14 protein-coding genes are annotated in these 15,049 nt (G+C 67.0%); 5 read left to right on the top strand and 9 right to left on the bottom strand.

All coding sequences use genetic code 11. From position 1 onward, the window contains the following. Positions 1-8 precede the first annotated feature (8 nt). From metG to mazG, 5 genes are read left to right on the top strand one after another with little or no spacing between them, the layout of a single operon-like run. On the top strand, positions 9-1,553 hold the full coding sequence (metG, locus tag BGN95_RS11030) for a methionine--tRNA ligase (protein ID WP_286772618.1): 1,545 nt from the start codon (positions 9-11) through the stop codon (positions 1,551-1,553). Beyond that, positions 1,553-2,329 (top strand): TatD family hydrolase, encoded by a 777-nt coding sequence (locus BGN95_RS11025; RefSeq protein WP_265312042.1) that lies wholly within the window; start codon positions 1,553-1,555, stop codon positions 2,327-2,329. Before metG ends, BGN95_RS11025 begins: the two co-directional genes overlap by 1 nt. Beyond that, positions 2,326-3,090, top strand: a complete 765-nt coding sequence (locus BGN95_RS11020) for an MBL fold metallo-hydrolase (protein ID WP_286772617.1) — start codon at positions 2,326-2,328, stop codon at positions 3,088-3,090. The genes BGN95_RS11025 and BGN95_RS11020 overlap by 4 nt, the downstream gene beginning before the upstream one ends. Next, on the top strand, positions 3,087-3,689 hold the full coding sequence (locus BGN95_RS11015; protein WP_286772616.1) for a retropepsin-like aspartic protease family protein: 603 nt from the start codon (positions 3,087-3,089) through the stop codon (positions 3,687-3,689). Before BGN95_RS11020 ends, BGN95_RS11015 begins: the two co-directional genes overlap by 4 nt. A 30-nt stretch (positions 3,690-3,719) precedes the next feature. Beyond that, positions 3,720-4,502 carry a nucleoside triphosphate pyrophosphohydrolase gene (mazG, locus tag BGN95_RS11010; protein ID WP_286772615.1) on the top strand — a complete coding sequence of 261 codons (783 nt, stop codon included), beginning with the start codon at positions 3,720-3,722 and terminating at the stop codon, positions 4,500-4,502. Between the two features lie 132 nt (positions 4,503-4,634). On the opposite strand, the gene hflX is transcribed toward mazG, so the two are convergent. The 9 genes from hflX to ndk form a co-directional block, all read right to left on the bottom strand. Further along, a complete protein-coding gene (gene hflX, locus BGN95_RS11005; protein ID WP_265271975.1) occupies positions 4,635-5,921 on the bottom strand; it encodes a GTPase HflX in 1,287 nt (428 codons plus the stop codon). Beyond that, a complete protein-coding gene (gene hfq, locus BGN95_RS11000) occupies positions 5,918-6,502 on the bottom strand; it encodes an RNA chaperone Hfq (RefSeq protein ID WP_179511596.1) in 585 nt (194 codons plus the stop codon). The genes hflX and hfq overlap by 4 nt, the downstream gene beginning before the upstream one ends. Positions 6,503-6,598: 96 nt before the next feature. Then, complete coding sequence (gene ntrX, locus BGN95_RS10995; RefSeq protein ID WP_179511597.1) at positions 6,599-7,969, bottom strand: nitrogen assimilation response regulator NtrX; 1,371 nt, start codon at positions 7,967-7,969, stop codon at positions 6,599-6,601. A gap of 1 nt (position 7,970) precedes the next feature. Further along, a complete protein-coding gene (locus BGN95_RS10990) occupies positions 7,971-10,205 on the bottom strand; it encodes a sensor histidine kinase (RefSeq protein ID WP_286772614.1) in 2,235 nt (744 codons plus the stop codon). Between the two features lie 60 nt (positions 10,206-10,265). Continuing rightward, complete coding sequence (ntrC, locus tag BGN95_RS10985; protein ID WP_286772613.1) at positions 10,266-11,699, bottom strand: nitrogen regulation protein NR(I); 1,434 nt, start codon at positions 11,697-11,699, stop codon at positions 10,266-10,268. Further along, positions 11,696-12,757: a two-component system sensor histidine kinase NtrB gene (locus tag BGN95_RS10980; RefSeq protein ID WP_265271981.1), complete on the bottom strand. Its 1,062-nt coding sequence runs from the start codon at positions 12,755-12,757 to the stop codon at positions 11,696-11,698. The genes ntrC and BGN95_RS10980 overlap by 4 nt, the downstream gene beginning before the upstream one ends. Next, positions 12,757-13,755 (bottom strand): tRNA dihydrouridine synthase DusB, encoded by a 999-nt coding sequence (dusB, locus tag BGN95_RS10975; protein WP_265312048.1) that lies wholly within the window; start codon positions 13,753-13,755, stop codon positions 12,757-12,759. Before dusB ends, BGN95_RS10980 begins: the two co-directional genes overlap by 1 nt. Positions 13,756-13,814: 59 nt before the next feature. Then, the gene (locus tag BGN95_RS10970) at positions 13,815-14,333 is read right to left on the bottom strand and encodes a GNAT family N-acetyltransferase (RefSeq protein WP_286772612.1); all 519 of its coding nucleotides are present in this window, start codon (positions 14,331-14,333) and stop codon (positions 13,815-13,817) included. Between the two features lies 1 nt (position 14,334). Next, positions 14,335-14,757, bottom strand: a complete 423-nt coding sequence (gene ndk, locus BGN95_RS10965) for a nucleoside-diphosphate kinase (protein ID WP_179511603.1) — start codon at positions 14,755-14,757, stop codon at positions 14,335-14,337. Positions 14,758-15,049: the final 292 nt, after the last annotated feature.

Raw genomic sequence — 15,049 nt, 5'->3', positions numbered from 1 at the left:
GGGTGGGCATGGCCGACCCCTTTTATATCACGACCGCAATCAGCTACCCCAACGGCAAGCCGCATATCGGCCACGCGTATGAAGCGATCGCCGCCGACGCGATCGCGCGCTTCAACCGCCAGACCGGGCGCGACGTGCGCTTCCAGACCGGCACCGACGAGCACGGCCTGAAGATGATGCAGACGGCACGCCAGCGCGGCATCGAGGTGCGCGATCTTGCTTTCGAAATGTCGTCTTTATTCAAGGCAATGTGCGACGATCTCAACATCTCCTACGATCGTTTCATCCGCACCACCGATGCCGATCATTATCGTGCCAGCCAGGCGATCTGGGAGCAGATGCGCGAGGCGGGGGACCTCTATCTCGATCGCTACGAGGGTTGGTATTCGGTCCGCGACGAAGCCTTTTACGACGAGAAGGAACTGGTCGACGGGGAGGGGGGCGAGAAGCTCTCGCCCCAAGGTACCCCGGTCGAATGGACCGCGGAGGAGACGTGGTTCTTCCGGCTCTCCAAATATCAGCAGCCGTTACTCGATCTCTATCGCGACAACCCCGACTTCATCCGCCCCGAGGCGCGGCGCAACGAGATCATGCGCTTCGTCGAGGGCGGGCTGTCCGACCTGTCGGTCTCGCGCACCAGCTTCGACTGGGGCGTGCCGGTGCCGGGAAGCCCGGGGCATGTGATGTATGTATGGGTCGATGCGCTGACCAATTACCTCACCGGCGCGGGCTATCCCGACGGCGAGATGCGTTACTGGCCGGCGAACCTGCACCTGATCGGCAAGGATATCGTCCGCTTCCACACCGTCTATTGGCCGGCGTTCCTGATGTCGGCGGGGATCGCGCTGCCGAAATCGGTGTTCGGGCACGGCTTCGTGCTCCACCGCGGCGAGAAGATGTCGAAGAGCGTCGGCAATGTCGTCGATCCGCTCGAACTGACCGCGGCATTCGGGGTCGATGCGCTGCGCTATTTCCTGCTGCGCGAAGTGAGCTTCGGGCAGGACGGGAGCTATTCGGCCGAGGCGATCGTCACCCGCGTCAATGCCGAGCTCGCCAATGCCTTCGGCAATCTCGCGCAGCGCACCTTGTCGTTCATCGCCAAGAATCTCGACGGCGCGATGCCCGAGCACGGCCGCGCCGAGGATGCCGACGGGCAGCTGATCGAGGAAGTCGTCCTCGCGGCAGCCGGGTTCAAGACCGCGTTCGAGGACCTGATGCTGAGCCAGGGGGTCGAGGCGTGGCTGCGCGGCGTCTTCGCGTGCAACGCCTATATCGACGCCCAGGCGCCGTGGACGCTGCGCAAGACCGACCCGGAGCGGATGCATGCCGTGCTGCGCACCCTGATCCGCGCGATCCGCATCCTCGCGATCACGATCCTGCCGGTCGTGCCCGAGGCGGCGGGCAAGGTGCTCGACCAGCTTGGCGCCGAAGCGCGCGATCATGCGGCGGTCGATGACGACGGCTGGTACGATCGTCATGCCGCGACCGGCTTCCGCATCGCCGCGCCGACCCCGGTATTTCCGCGGCTCGAACTCCCGGTGGAGACCGAGTGATGCTGGCCGACAGTCATTGTCATCTGAATTACAAGGGCTTGGCGGAGGATCAGCCGGCGGTGCTCGAACGCGCCCGCGCGCGCGGGGTCACCGCGATGCTCAATATCGCGACCCGCGAACGCGAATGGGACGAGGTGCTGGCGACCGCCGAGCGCGAACCCGATGTGTGGGCGACGGTCGGCATCCACCCGCATGAGGCGGACGAGCATCCGCATATCGACACCGCCAAGCTCGTCGCGCGCGCCGCGCATCCGCGCATCGTCGGGATCGGTGAGACCGGGCTCGATTATTATTACGACCACAGCGACCGTGCGCGGCAGCAGGCGAGCTTCCGCGCGCATATCGCCGCGGCGCGCGAGGCGCAGGTGCCGATCATCGTCCACACCCGCGACGCCGAGGACGACACCGCCGCGATCCTGCGCGAGGAAATGGGGAAGGGGGGCTTCACCGGGGTCATCCATTGCTTCACCGGGACGGGGGCGTTCGCCGATATCGCGCTCGATCTGGGCTTCTACATCTCGATCTCGGGGATCGTGACGTTCAAGAGCGCACGCGAGCTGCAGGAAACCGCGGCGCGGCTGCCGATCGAGCGGCTCTTGGTCGAAACCGATGCGCCGTTCCTCGCGCCGGTGCCGCATCGCGGCAAGACGGGCGAACCGGCATTCGTCGCCGATACCGCGGCGTTCCTCGCCGATTTGCGCGGGGAGCCGGTTGAGCAATTACAGGATGTTACGGCGCGCAACTTCCACCAATTATTCAGCAAGACCCGCGCGTGAAGCTACGTATCCTCGGCTCCGGCACTTCGTCCGGCGTGCCGCGGATCGGCAATGACTGGGGGGCATGCGATCCCGCCGAGCCGCGCAACCAGCGCACCCGCGCCTCGGCGCTGATCGAGCATGCCGGGACGCGTATCCTGATCGACACCAGCCCGGACATGCGCGCGCAATTGCTCGCCGCCGAGGTGGGGATGATCGACGCGGTGATCTGGACCCATGAACATGCCGATCACGTCTTCGGCATCGACGATCTTCGGCAAATCTTCCACGTCCGCCACCGCCCGGTCCCGGCCTATGCCCGGCCGGCGACCGAGGCCGCGCTGCGCGAGAAATTCGGATACGTCTTCGAAGGCCAGCACGGCTATCCGGCGAGCGTATCGCTCGCCACCTTGCCCGATCGGATGGCGATCGGCGCGATCGAGATCGCCTGCGCCGATCAGCCGCATGCGTCGATCACCTCGACCGGGTTGCGCTTTACAGTCGATGGCAAGTCGATCGGCTATGCTACTGATCTCAGCGGCATGACGCCCGAGATGCGCGGGCTTTACGCCGGGGTCGATCTGTGGGTGGTCGATGCGCTGCGCCGCAAGCCGCATCCGTCGCACCCGCATCTCGGGCAGGTGCTCGAATGGGTCGACGAGCTGGCGCCGCAACGCACCGTGCTGATCCATATGGACCAGTCGATGGATTATCATACATTGCGCGCCGAACTGCCGCTGGGCATCGAGCCGGGCTTTGACGGGATGGAGATCGCGCTGTGAACGACGGCGCCCAGGTTGCGCTCTATCTGCTGATGCTCGCGCTGCCCTTGTCGGCGCTGCTCAGCCGGCGCGTGCCGGTCGGGCGGACGGTGAAGATGGCGCTGGCCTGGGTGCTGATCTTCGCGATCGGGCTGGTGGTCGTCGCGCAGCGCGACCGGCTCAAGCCGATCTGGAACGACACGCGCGATGCCTTGTTCGGGCGCGACCAGCATGTCGTCGGCTCGACGGTGCGGATTCATATCGCGCCCGATGGGCATTTCTGGGCCACCACAACCATCAACGGCGTCGAGCGGCGGATGCTGATCGACAGCGGCGCGACGACGACCGCATTGTCCGAAGCCACCGCCAGAGCCGCGCATGTCGCGACCGACGACAGTCCGTTCGCAGCAGCGATCGAAACCGCCAACGGGTCGGTACAGGCAAGCCGCGCGCAGGTTCAGCGGCTCGAACTCGGCAGCATCGTCGCGCGCGACCTGCCGGTGGTCGTCGCGCCCGAATTCGGCGATCTCGACGTGCTGGGAATGAATTTCCTCTCGCAACTCGCATCGTGGCGCGTCGAGGGGGACGTGCTGATCCTCGAACCCAAACCCCGGACGTGATTTACATAATGTATATTATCGATCTTATATATGGCTGACGTTGAGCAGGCCCCTATCGACCGGTTGCGCGCGGTGATGGCGCGGTTGCGCGATCCCGAACGCGGCTGCGAATGGGATATCGCGCAGACTTTTGCGACGATCGCACCCTATACGATCGAGGAAGCGTATGAGGTCGCCGATGCGATCGCGCGCGACGATATGGTCGATCTCAAGGACGAACTCGGCGACCTGCTGCTCCAGGTCGTGTTCCACGCGCGGATCGCCGAGGAAGCCGGCCTGTTCGATTTCGACGCGGTCGCCAATGCGATCGCCGACAAGATGGAGCGCCGCCACCCGCATATCTTCGGCGACCTCGATCAGGGCGGGCATCATCTGTGGGAGCAGATCAAGGCCGAGGAGCGCGCCGCCAAGGCCGATACCAAGGAGGATCAGGGCGCGCTTGCCGGGGTCGCGCTGGGCCTGCCCGCCTTGCTGCGCGCCGAGAAACTCCAGAAGCGTGCCGCTCGGGTCGGCTTCGACTGGCCCGACGCCAAGGGACCGCGCGAGAAGATCGACGAGGAACTCGCCGAGGTGGAAAGCGCAACCAGCGACGAGGAACGCGCCGGCGAGATCGGCGACCTGCTGTTTGTCGTGGTCAATTGGGCGCGGCACCTCGGCATCGATCCCGAGGCGGCGTTGCGCATGTCCAACGCCAAGTTCGAACGGCGCTTCCGCTTCATGGAAGCTGTGGCCGGTAAGTTGTTCGTATCGCTCGACCTTGAGGCGAAGGAAGCCTTGTGGTTGGAAGCCAAGGCGGACGAGCGACGCGGCTAAGAGCGCCCTGTCGCAATGCGCTACAGATGCGAACCGTCCCCCCCCCCCCGTCGGCGTGCTTGGTCACCGCAAGCCCCTGCGCGGGGATACAATTTTCCGAGGACACAAAGTGTCGCTGCTGACGCCTCAGCGTTAGCGCGTCAGAAACCGCTCATAATCGCGGGGCGCCATCCGCACTTCGTAGATCGCGCGCTCGCCGTCGATTTCCTGATCGAGCACCTCGCCGTGCTGGTGCAGCCAGGCCGCGCCGGCGCCGTCGGCGGCGTCGAGCGTGATCGTATAGCGCTGATGCCCTGCGGTCAGCCGCCCGGCGACGGTGGCGACGAGTCGATCCACCCCCTCCCCGGTCAGCGCCGAGATCGCCACGACATCGTCGCGTCGTTCGGTCTGCGCGAGCAACGCCGCGCGCGCCTCGTCATCGAGCAGGTCGAGCTTGTTCCACGCCTCGATCCGCGGCGTCGTGTCGGATACGCCGATCTCGGTCAGCACCGTCTCGACATCGGCGCGCTGCGCCTCGCTGTCGGGGTGCGCGACATCGCGGACGTGGATCAGCATATCGGCCGATACCACTTCCTCCAGCGTCGCCTTGAATGCCGCGACGAGTTGGGTCGGCAGCTCGGAGACGAACCCCACCGTATCCGAGAGGATCGCCTTGTCGATCCCCGGCAAAGAGATCTGGCGCAAGGTGGGATCGAGCGTGGCGAAGAGCAGGTCCTTCGCCATGACGTCACTTCCCGTCAAATAATTGAAAAGTGTTGATTTTCCAGCATTGGTATAGCCGACGAGCGCGATCACCGGCCAAGGTGCGCGCTGGCGCCGGCCGCGGTGCAGCCCGCGGGTACGGGTGACCTGCTCCAGCTCGCGGCGCAGCCGTGCCATGCGATCGCGGATCAGCCGGCGGTCGGCCTCGATCTGCGTCTCGCCGGGGCCGCCGAGAAAGCCGAAGCCGCCGCGCTGGCGTTCGAGATGGGTCCAGCTCCGCACCAGCCGCCCCGCCTGATAATCGAGATGCGCCAGCTCGACCTGCAATCGCCCTTCGGCGGTCGCCGCGCGCTCGCCGAAGATCTCGAGGATCAGCCCGGTCCGGTCGATCACCTTGGCCTCGAGCGCGGTTTCGAGGTTGCGCTGCTGGATCGGGGTGAGGCCGGCGTCGAACACCACCAGCGCGGCGTCCTCCATCCTGACGAGCGTCGCGATCGTCTCGACCTGCCCGGCGCCGATCAGCGTCGCGGCGCGCGGCGTACGGACGCGGAACGCCTCGCGCCCCACGACCGTCACGCCGATCGCCTCGGCCAGCCCGGCAGTCTCCTCCAGACGCGCGTCGGCGTCGCGGGAGGAGCCGCCGAGATCGGGATAGACGACGATCGCGCGCGCGCCGCGCGTGAATTCCCCGCGATCGCGTTCGAAGCCGGTACTCAATCCTCGTCCGACTCTTCCGCCGTTTCCTCGGCGAGATTAAGCGCGCGCGACGGCTGGATCGTCGACACCGCGTGTTTATAGACGAGCTGCGACGCGCCATCGCGCTGCAGCAGCATGCAGAACAGGTCGAAAGCGGCGATATTGCCCTGAAGCATCACGCCGTTGACGAGGAACATCGTCACCGGATCGTGCGACTTGCGCACCGCGTTGAGGAACACCTCCTGCAGCAGCGGCTGCTTCTTCACGCTTTCGCCCATCTGATCGACGATCGCCGCGACATCGACATGGCCGCCGGGCATGATCGTGGAAATGGCGTGTTTGTAGATGAGTTGGGATTGCCCGTCGCGGCGCAGCAGCACGGAGAAATTGTCGAACCAGGTTACAATGCCCTGGAGCTTGACGCCCTTGACGAGGAACATCGTCACCGGGGTTTTCGACTTGCGCAGCGCGTTGAGGAACAGATCCTGGAGAGAGGTTTGTTTTTCGGCCATTGGCTCGATCCTTCGATTCTTGGCGGGGTTTGCCCCGCGATGCGCCGGTGCCCGGCGTCGGGTTGCCGCCACGGCTGGCGGCGGCGCCAATCTAGAGGCGCCAGCGGCTTACCGCAACGTGAATGGCAGGAGGGCCGCCATTATCCGCAACCGCGCCCCAGCCCTTAGCCGGGGTGACGCGCGGCGCTATTCCTCGCGCGTCTCGGTGATGCCGAGCAGCTTGAGCTTCCGGTGCAGCGCCGAACGCTCCATCCCGATGAAGCTCGCGGTGCGCGAGATATTGCCCGAGAAGCGCCGGATCTGGACGCGGAGATATTCGCGCTCGAACGTCTCGCGTGCCTCGCGCAGCGGCGCCCCCATGATCGCGGCGGTGCCCGCCCCGCCCTCGCTGTCGCCGAGCACCTCGGCGGGGAGCAGATCGAGGTCGATCCGCCCGATGCGGTCGCCGGGCGCGAGGATGATCGTCCGCTCGACGACGTTGCGCAATTCGCGCACGTTGCCGGGCCAGTCATAGCTCTGCAGCGCGACCATCGCGTCGGTGGCGATCTCGGGGGTCGGCACGCGGCGTTCGGACGCGTAATGCGCGACGAAATGCTCGACCAGCGCGGGGATATCCTCGCGCCGCTCGGCCAGCGCCGGCAGCACGACCGGCACGACGTTGAGCCGATAGTAAAGATCCTCGCGGAACCGCCCTTCGGCGATCTCCGCCGTCAGGTCGCGCGCGGTGGCCGAGACGACGCGGACATCGACCTTCACCTGCCGCGTCCCCCCGACCCGCGCGAAGCTCTGGTCGGTCAGCACGCGCAGGATGCGCGCCTGGGTCGCGATCGGCATGTCGGCGATCTCGTCGAGGAACAGCGTGCCGCCGTGCGCCTGTTCGAGCAAGCCCGGGCGGACGAGATCGCCGCCCTCCTCCACCCCGAACAATTCCTCCTCCATCCGATCGGGGGTCATGCGCGCGGCGCTGACGATCACGAACGGCGAGTTGGTGCGCGGGCTCCAGCCGTGGAGCAACCGTGCCGCGACCTCCTTGCCCACGCCGGCCGGCCCGGTGATGAGGATGCGACTGCCGGTACCGGCGACGCGCTTGAGCGTCGCACGCACCGCGTTGATCGCACTCGAACTGCCGGTGAGATCGGTATCGCGCCCGGCCGAGGCGCGCAGCGACGCCACTTCGCGCCGCAGCCGCTCGGTCTCGGTCGCGCGCTCGACCATCAGCAGCAAACGCTCTGCCTGAAACGGCTTTTCGATGAAATCGACCGCGCCGGCGCGGATCGCCGCCACCGCGGTATCGAGATTGCCGTGCCCCGAGATCATCAGCACCGCGATCGAGGGGTCGCGGCGTTTGATCTCGTCGAGAAGCTGTAGCCCATCGAGCCGCGATCCCTGCAGCCACACGTCGAGCAGCACGAGGCTCGGGCGGCGCACCGCAATCGCCTCCAGCGCGGCATCGCTGTCGGCGGCGACGCGGGTCTCATAACCCTCGTCCTCCAGCACCCCGGCGACCAGTTCGCGGATATCGAGTTCGTCATCGACGACGAGAATGTCGAGCGCCATGTCAGATCATCCGGTTCCGGGTTAGCGCGGTGATCCCCCCGTCCTCGCCGCTGGTGGTCAAATCATCCCCGGTATCGAGCCCGGAGAGCATCGTCGTATCGAACGTCATCGTCACCAAAGTCCCGCCACCGGGATGATCAGAAAATGTAATATTACCAAAGTGTTCCTCAACGATCTTCTTGACGATCGCGAGGCCGAGGCCCGTGCCGCGCGCGCGCGTCGTCATATAGGGTTCGACGATCCGGTCGCGCTCCGGCGGTAGCCCGACCCCGGTATCGGCGACGGTGATCGTCACCCGCCCCGGCGCCTCGGCCAGCGCCATATGCACCTCGCCGCCGTCACCGCCCTTGGCCTCGATCGCCTCGACCGCATTCTTGACGATATTGGTCAGCGCCTGGCCGATCTGGCGCCGGTCGCACACCAAGGTCGGCCCCGGCTCTCCGTGCTCAAGCTCGAACCGCACGCCGCCGTGCGCCACTTCGTGGAGGAACATCGTCTGCCGCGCGATATCGACGAGCGATTCCTCGCGGAACACCGGCTTGGGCATCCGCGCGAAGGAGGAGAATTCGTCGACCATCCGCCGCAGATCGCCGACCTGCCGGACGATCGTGTCGGTCAGCCGCGCGAAAGTGGTATCCCCCTCCTCCACCTTCGCGCCGTAGCGGCGCTGGAGCCGCTCGGCGGCGAGCTGGATCGGGGTGAGCGGGTTCTTGATCTCATGCGCGATGCGCCGCGCGACATCGGCCCAGGCGGCGCGGCGCTGGTCGAGCAATTGCTGGGTGATATCGTCGAAGGTCAGGATCGGGCCGCTGCCGTCGCGCGCGATCCGCACCGCCAGCGTGCGCGGTTCGCCGCCCACCGTCACCTGCACGATCGCCTCGCGCGCATTGCCATCGAGCAGATCGTCGAGCTCGGGCGCGATATCCGCCAGCCGCTTGCCCACCGGGGTCTCGGAAACCCCGAGCAACGTCTCGGCCGAGCTGTTGATCAGCCGCACGGTGCGATCGCCCGCGATCGAGATCACCCCCGCCGACACCCCCGACATCACCGCCTCGATCAGCGCACGGCGACTATCGAGCTGCGCGTTGGCGGTGACGAGCGCGTTATTCTGCGCCTCGAGCCGCTCGGTCATCCGGTTGAACGCCGTCGCCAGCGTGCCGACCTCGTCGCGCGCGCGCCAATCGGGGACGCGCGCGGAAAGATCGCCGCCCTCGACGCGCCGGGCCGCCTGGACGAGCTGCCCCACCGGGCGCACCAGCCGGTCCGCCACCGCCAGCGCGATCCACACCGCGATCCCGACCATCAACAGCGACAGCACCAGCAGCGCGACGTTGAAACGGATCTGCAGCGATCGCGCCTTGTCGAGCAATGAATGATAATTGGCCAACGCGGTTTCGGCGCGTTTGGTCTGCGTCGTCATCTGCTTGGGATCGGTGACGCGCGCGGCGTAGAGGAACATGCTGGTCCCGGGCACCCGCGTCACGGTCTGGATGCGGTCGCCCGTCACCGTCACCACGCTGCGCTGGCCGCGGCGCAGCTCGGTCACCGCGTCGGCCGATATCTGCCGCGCGAGATTGAGGTCGTAGGGGTTGACGAAGGCGAGCGTCTGCAACTCGCCGTTCGGCGCGATCTGGAACAGCAAAGCCTCGGAAAGGCTACGGTAATAGGTCTGCTGGAACAGGAACGGGCGAAAGCGCGGATCGTCCAGCGGGCGCTGGCTCAGCTCGTCCGAGATATCTTGCGCCATCGTGACGGTCGCTTCCTCCCAGCGCTGGAGGAATTGATTGTACGAGGCACGGGTCAGTGTCGTCGCATTCTCGAACACCGCGCGCGCGCGATCCGAATACCAGAATTGCACGCCATATTGAAACAGCAGCGAGGCGGCGATCGTCACGAGCAGCATCGGCACCGCAGCGACGATCGAGAAGATCGCGACGAGCCGGACGTGGAGCCGCCCCTCCCCGCCGACCGGCGAGCGCCGCGCGCGGCTGTGCGCGATACGCCGGCCGAGCAGCATCAGCAGCGCGATCCAGGCAACCAGATTGGCGATCAGCAGCAAGGCCACGAGCGGCGGGGCGATCAGCCCCTGCGGCTTGCCCGCGCTCTCGATGATGAAATAGCTGCCGACGCCGACCGCGATCGACACGCCGAGCGCCGCCAGCTCCATCGCCGGCGTCACGGCGAAGCGCCGCGGCTGGCTCGATTCGGCAATCACGGGCGCCTGCGCGGCATTCATGTCACTCTGCTACAACAAAGGTGTTGCAGAGAAAACACATATTCCGCAGCTCAACGCATGTCAGCGTCCGTTCGACCGGGAAGCGGGGTCTATCCCGAGCAGATCGAGACGCTTGCGCAATGTGTTGCGATTAAGTCCCATCGCCCGCGCGGCGCGGAGCTGGTTGCCGCCGAACCGCGCCAGCATCGTCTCGATCAGCGGGCGCTCGACCTCGGCGATGATCCGATCGTAGAGCGATCCGTCTTCCAGCACATGCGGCTCGCTACGCGCCAGCCGCTCGATATAGGCGCGGACCGCGACGTCGATCCCCGGATCAGCGAGCGCGGCGGCCGCGATCGGCTCGCCGAGCATGATGCGGATTTCGTCGGCGCTGATCCGGTGGTCGCGCGACAGCGCCGCGAGCCGGCGCATGAGATTTTCGAGCTCGCGCACATTGCCGGGCCAGTCATGCGCCTCAAGCACGTCGACCGCATCGTCGTCGAGCGTCTTGCGCGGCAGCCCGGCTTCGGCGGCGCGATCGAGGAAATGGCGCGCAAGCAGCCCGATATCCTGCCGCCGCTCGCGCAGCGCGGGCAATGTCATCGGGACGACATTGAGCCGGTAATAGAGATCCTCGCGGAACGCGCCGCCGGTCACCGCCTGTTGCAGATCGCGGTTGGTCGCCGCGACGATGCGCACGTCGGCGCGGATCGTGCGCGAGCCGCCGACGGTAGTGAATTCGCCCTGCTGGAGCACACGAAGCAGGCGGGTCTGCGCCTCGATCGGCATATCGCCGATCTCGTCGAGAAACAGGGTGCCGCCAGCGGCCTGCTCGAACCGCCCGGCATTGCGCTGCGCCGCGCCGGTGAAGGCGCCGCGCTCGTGCCCGAACAATTCGGCTTCGATCAGCTCGCGCGGGATCGCGGCCATGTTGATCGCGACGAACGGCCCCGAGCGGCGCGGGCCGAGATCGTGGATCGCGCGCGCCACCAATTCCTTGCCGGTGCCGGATTCGCCCGAGACGAGCACGGTCAGGTCGTTCGACACCACCCGTGCAATGACGCGATAGACGTCCTGCATCGCCGGCGAGCGCCGGATCAGCGGCAGCGCCCGATCGTCGTCGCCCGGCGCAGCGGGGGTGGCGGGGCCGCGGCGGGCCAGCGCCTTGGCGACGGTGCGCGTCAGCGTTTCGAGGTCGAACGGCTTGGGGAGGTAATCATAAGCCCCCGCCTCATTGGCACGCACCGCGGTGGTCAGCGTGTTGCGCGCAGAGAGCACGATCACCGGCATGTCGGGGCGCTCGGCGACGAGGCGGGTGGCATTTTCGATCCCGTCGCCGTCGGGCAGCACGACATCGGTGATCAGCACGTCGGGCGCGCCGAGCTTCAGCTCGCGCTCCAGCTCGGCGAGCGTTGCGGCGGTGCGGACGCGATGCCCCGCACGACGCAGCGCCTGCGCCACCACGACGCGCACCGCATCGTCATCGTCGACCAGCAGCACCTCGCCGTTGGTCATGCGGTGGCCCGCGGCAGGAGGATGCGGAACACCGTCATATGGGGGGAGCCTTCACGCGAATATTGGATGATCCCGCCCATGTCGCGGATCAGTTTGTCGACCAGGGCGAGGCCGAGCCCCTTCCCCTCCGGCCGGCTCGAGACGAACGGATCGAACAGATGCTCGGCGATGTCCTCGGGCGCGCCGGGGCCGGAATCGATCACGCAGATCTCGATCGGCAGCGGCAACCGCGGTCGTCCCGGCGCGGGGGCCACCGCCATGCCGTGACGGAAGGACGTGGCGAGGATGATGCGCCGCTCGCCGCGCGGGCCGAGCGCGGTCGCGGCATTCTTGAGCAGGTTGAGCAGCACCTGGAGCAACGCGTCGCGATTGGCGAGCGCGGCGGGCAGCGACGGATCGAACCGCTCCTCGATCACCACATCGCGCGCGAACCCGGCGAGCGCGACGCTGCGCGCATGGGCGAGCAACGGATAGATGTTGAGCGGTTCGAGCGCCACCGGGCGAGTGTCGGTGAAATCCTCCATCCGGTCGATCAGCGCGGCGATGCGATCGACCTCGGCGATCACCAGCCGGGTCAGTTCCTCGGGCGCGGCGCCGTCGGCGATCAGCTGCGCCGCGCCGCGGATGCTGGAGAGCGGGTTCTTGATCTCATGCGCGAGCATCGCCGCCGCGCCGACCGCCGATCGCGCCGCCGCCGCGCGATCGGCGGAATGCCCCAGCCGGCGCGAGCTCGCGGCATTGTGAAGCGTGATCGCGCGCCAGCCGGGATGATCGGCGAGCTCGACCTGCGCGAAATCGACCCGGATGCGCCCGCTGTTGCGCGTCTCGATCTCGGTATCGAACGCGGCGAAGCCGCGCCCCGCGCGATCCTCCGCTTCGCGCGGCAAGGCGAGCACCGCCTGCACCGGCCGCCCGACCATCGCGCGCTCGGAGCGATTGAGCAGCAATTCGCATTCGGCATTGGCGCGAACGACGCGGTCCTCGGGATCGACCAGCAATACCGCAACCGGCAGCGCGGCGAGCACCTCGCCGTGCTCGGGGGTGCTATCGGCGGGCATCACGCCGCCGCGCGGCTGCGCCACGGGGCGTAAAATTCGGCGAGCATCGCCTGGACGCGCTTGGCATCCGGCTCCTGGTTCACCTTGTTGCGGAACTCGGCCGAACCCGGCAGCCCCTTGGTGTACCAGCCGATATGCTTGCGGGCCATATTGACCCCGGTCATCGTGCCGTAATGTACGAGCATCGCATCATAATGCTCTGTGATCGCAAGATATTGCTCTTCGATCGATGGATCTTCGACGCGGCGGCCGGTGGCGAAATATTCCATCACCTGCGACAGGATCCACGGGCGGCCATAGGCCCCGCGCCCGATCATCACCCCGTCCGCGCCGGAAAGGTCGAGCGCCTGTTCGGCGTCCTCGATGCTGCAGATATCGCCGTTGACGATCACCGGCACCGTCACCGCCTGTTTGACGTTGCGGACGAAGCCCCAGTCGGCCGAGCCCTTGTACATCTGATTGCGGGTGCGGCCGTGGACGGTGATCATCTTGCACCCGAGATCCTCGGCGATCCGCGCCAGTTCGGGGGCATTGAGGCTATCATGGCACCAGCCCATCCGCATCTTGAGCGTGACGGGCGCCTTGACCGCCTTGACCACCGCCTCGACGATTCCGGCGGCGAGCTTCAGATCGCGCATCAGCGCCGAGCCGGCATCGCCATTGGTCACCTTGCGCACCGGGCAGCCCATGTTGATGTCGACGATCGCGGCGCCCTTGTCCTCGGCGAGCTTGGCCGCCTCGCCCATTTCGTAAGGCGTGCAGCCGACGAGCTGCATCGACACCGGCTCCTCCGAAAGATGCCACGCCGCCTTCTGGAGCGACTGGCGCGTCTCGCGCAGCGCCGCCTGGCTGGCGATCATCTCGGTGACGTTGAGCCCCGAGCCGTAACGGCGCACGAGCGTGCGGAACGGCTGGTCGGTCACGCCGGTCATCGGCGCGAGCACGACCGGATTGTCGATCCGGACGGGTCCGATCTGGATGGGAGCGAGGGTGCGCATGGGTCTGCCTGAAAAATGGGCAGTTAGGCGAAGTCCGCCGTGCTGACAAGGTGGAGCGCTCAGATCGCGCGGGCGAAAACCAGATCGTCGTGCCAGGTCGCGCCGACCTTGAAGCGGCGGGTCCCCGCGACCGCAAAGCCCTGCTTGGTGTAGAAACGCTGCGCGCGGGCATTGCCGCCATAGACCCCAAGCAGCATCCGCTTGCACCCCAGCGCCCGCGCATCGTCGATCGCGCGCTGCATCAGCGCCGCGCCGAGGCCGGTGCCGTGGGTCGGCGCGAGCGCGTAGATGCGCTTGAGCTCGATATCGCCGTCCTCGGCAGCAACCGGCAGATCGGGGGTGGTGAGCAGGCTATAGCCGAGCGGCGCGCCGCCCGTCGGCGCCTCGGCGAGCGTGACGACGCTGGCCGCATCGGCAGCCCAGGCGGCGAAATTCGCCGCGCCGGATTTGTCAGCGACATGGGCGACGATATCCGCCCCGTCGAGGATGCCGGCGAACGCCTCGAGAAAGGTCGCGCCGGCGATCAACGAACAGGCGGCCGCGTCGGCGGGCTCGGCACGACGCAGCCGCCAGTCCATATCAGCCGACGATCTCTTCGGGCTTGAAGAAGAACGCGATTTCGATCGCGGCATTCTCGTCCGAGTCCGAGCCGTGGACCGAATTGGCTTCGATCGATTCGGCCAGTTCCTTGCGGATCGTACCGGGCTCGGCATTCGCGGGGTTGGTCGCGCCCATGATATCGCGGTTGCGCTGGACGGCATTCTCGCCCTCGAGCACCTGCACCACCACCGGGCCGGAGGTCATGAAGGCGACCAGATCGTTGAAGAAGGGGCGCTCCTTATGGACGCCGTAGAAGCCCTCGGCCTGCTCCTTGGTCATGCGGATGCGCTTCGAGGCGACGACGCGCAGGCCGGCTTCCTCCAGCATCTTCGTCACGGCGCCGGTCAGGTTGCGGCGGGTGGCGTCGGGCTTGATGATCGAAAAGGTACGGTTCGCGGCCATGACGGTCACGTGCTCCTTGGGTGTAGTGTTGGCGGAAAAGCGTCGGCGCGCTCTAGTGCGGGCGCGGGGAAAGCGCAACTGGTGCCAGGGCGAGTGCCGATCGTTCGGGATTTCCCCGTCACCCCGGCCTTGAGCCGGGGTCCATCGGGAGGCAAGCAAGGCCGGGGTGACGGCGATTGGTCGTTCTTAAGCCACCTTCTCCCAGCGCCCCACGTCGTTCTGTTTCCAGTAGCGCCGCTCCACCCCCTCGCGCCCTTGCAAGGTGCGCCACGCCGCGCGCGCCGCGTCGATC

This window comes from Sphingomonas sp. 66-10 (assembly GCF_001897045.1).
In the GTDB taxonomy this organism is placed as follows: Bacteria; Pseudomonadota; Alphaproteobacteria; order Sphingomonadales; family Sphingomonadaceae; genus Sphingomonas; species Sphingomonas lycopersici.
Note: the sequence above shows the minus strand (reverse complement) of the source record. Positions and strands in the feature narration are given on the sequence as shown.

Excerpts from the sequence above, each read along its gene's own strand:
- metG (WP_286772618.1), top strand. The coding sequence starts at position 9 with ATGGCCGACCCCTTTTATATCACGACCGCAATCAGCTACCCCAACGGC.
- BGN95_RS11025 (WP_265312042.1), top strand. The coding sequence starts at position 1,553 with ATGCTGGCCGACAGTCATTGTCATCTGAATTACAAGGGCTTGGCGGAG.
- mazG (WP_286772615.1), top strand. The coding sequence starts at position 3,720 with ATGGCTGACGTTGAGCAGGCCCCTATCGACCGGTTGCGCGCGGTGATG.
- ntrX (WP_179511597.1), bottom strand. The coding sequence starts at position 7,969 with ATGGCGCTCGACATTCTCGTCGTCGATGACGAACTCGATATCCGCGAA.
- BGN95_RS10990 (WP_286772614.1), bottom strand. The coding sequence starts at position 10,205 with ATGAATGCCGCGCAGGCGCCCGTGATTGCCGAATCGAGCCAGCCGCGG.
- ntrC (WP_286772613.1), bottom strand. The coding sequence starts at position 11,699 with ATGACCAACGGCGAGGTGCTGCTGGTCGACGATGACGATGCGGTGCGC.
- BGN95_RS10980 (WP_265271981.1), bottom strand. The coding sequence starts at position 12,757 with ATGCCCGCCGATAGCACCCCCGAGCACGGCGAGGTGCTCGCCGCGCTG.
- dusB (WP_265312048.1), bottom strand. The coding sequence starts at position 13,755 with ATGCGCACCCTCGCTCCCATCCAGATCGGACCCGTCCGGATCGACAAT.
- BGN95_RS10970 (WP_286772612.1), bottom strand. The coding sequence starts at position 14,333 with ATGGACTGGCGGCTGCGTCGTGCCGAGCCCGCCGACGCGGCCGCCTGT.
- ndk (WP_179511603.1), bottom strand. The coding sequence starts at position 14,757 with ATGGCCGCGAACCGTACCTTTTCGATCATCAAGCCCGACGCCACCCGC.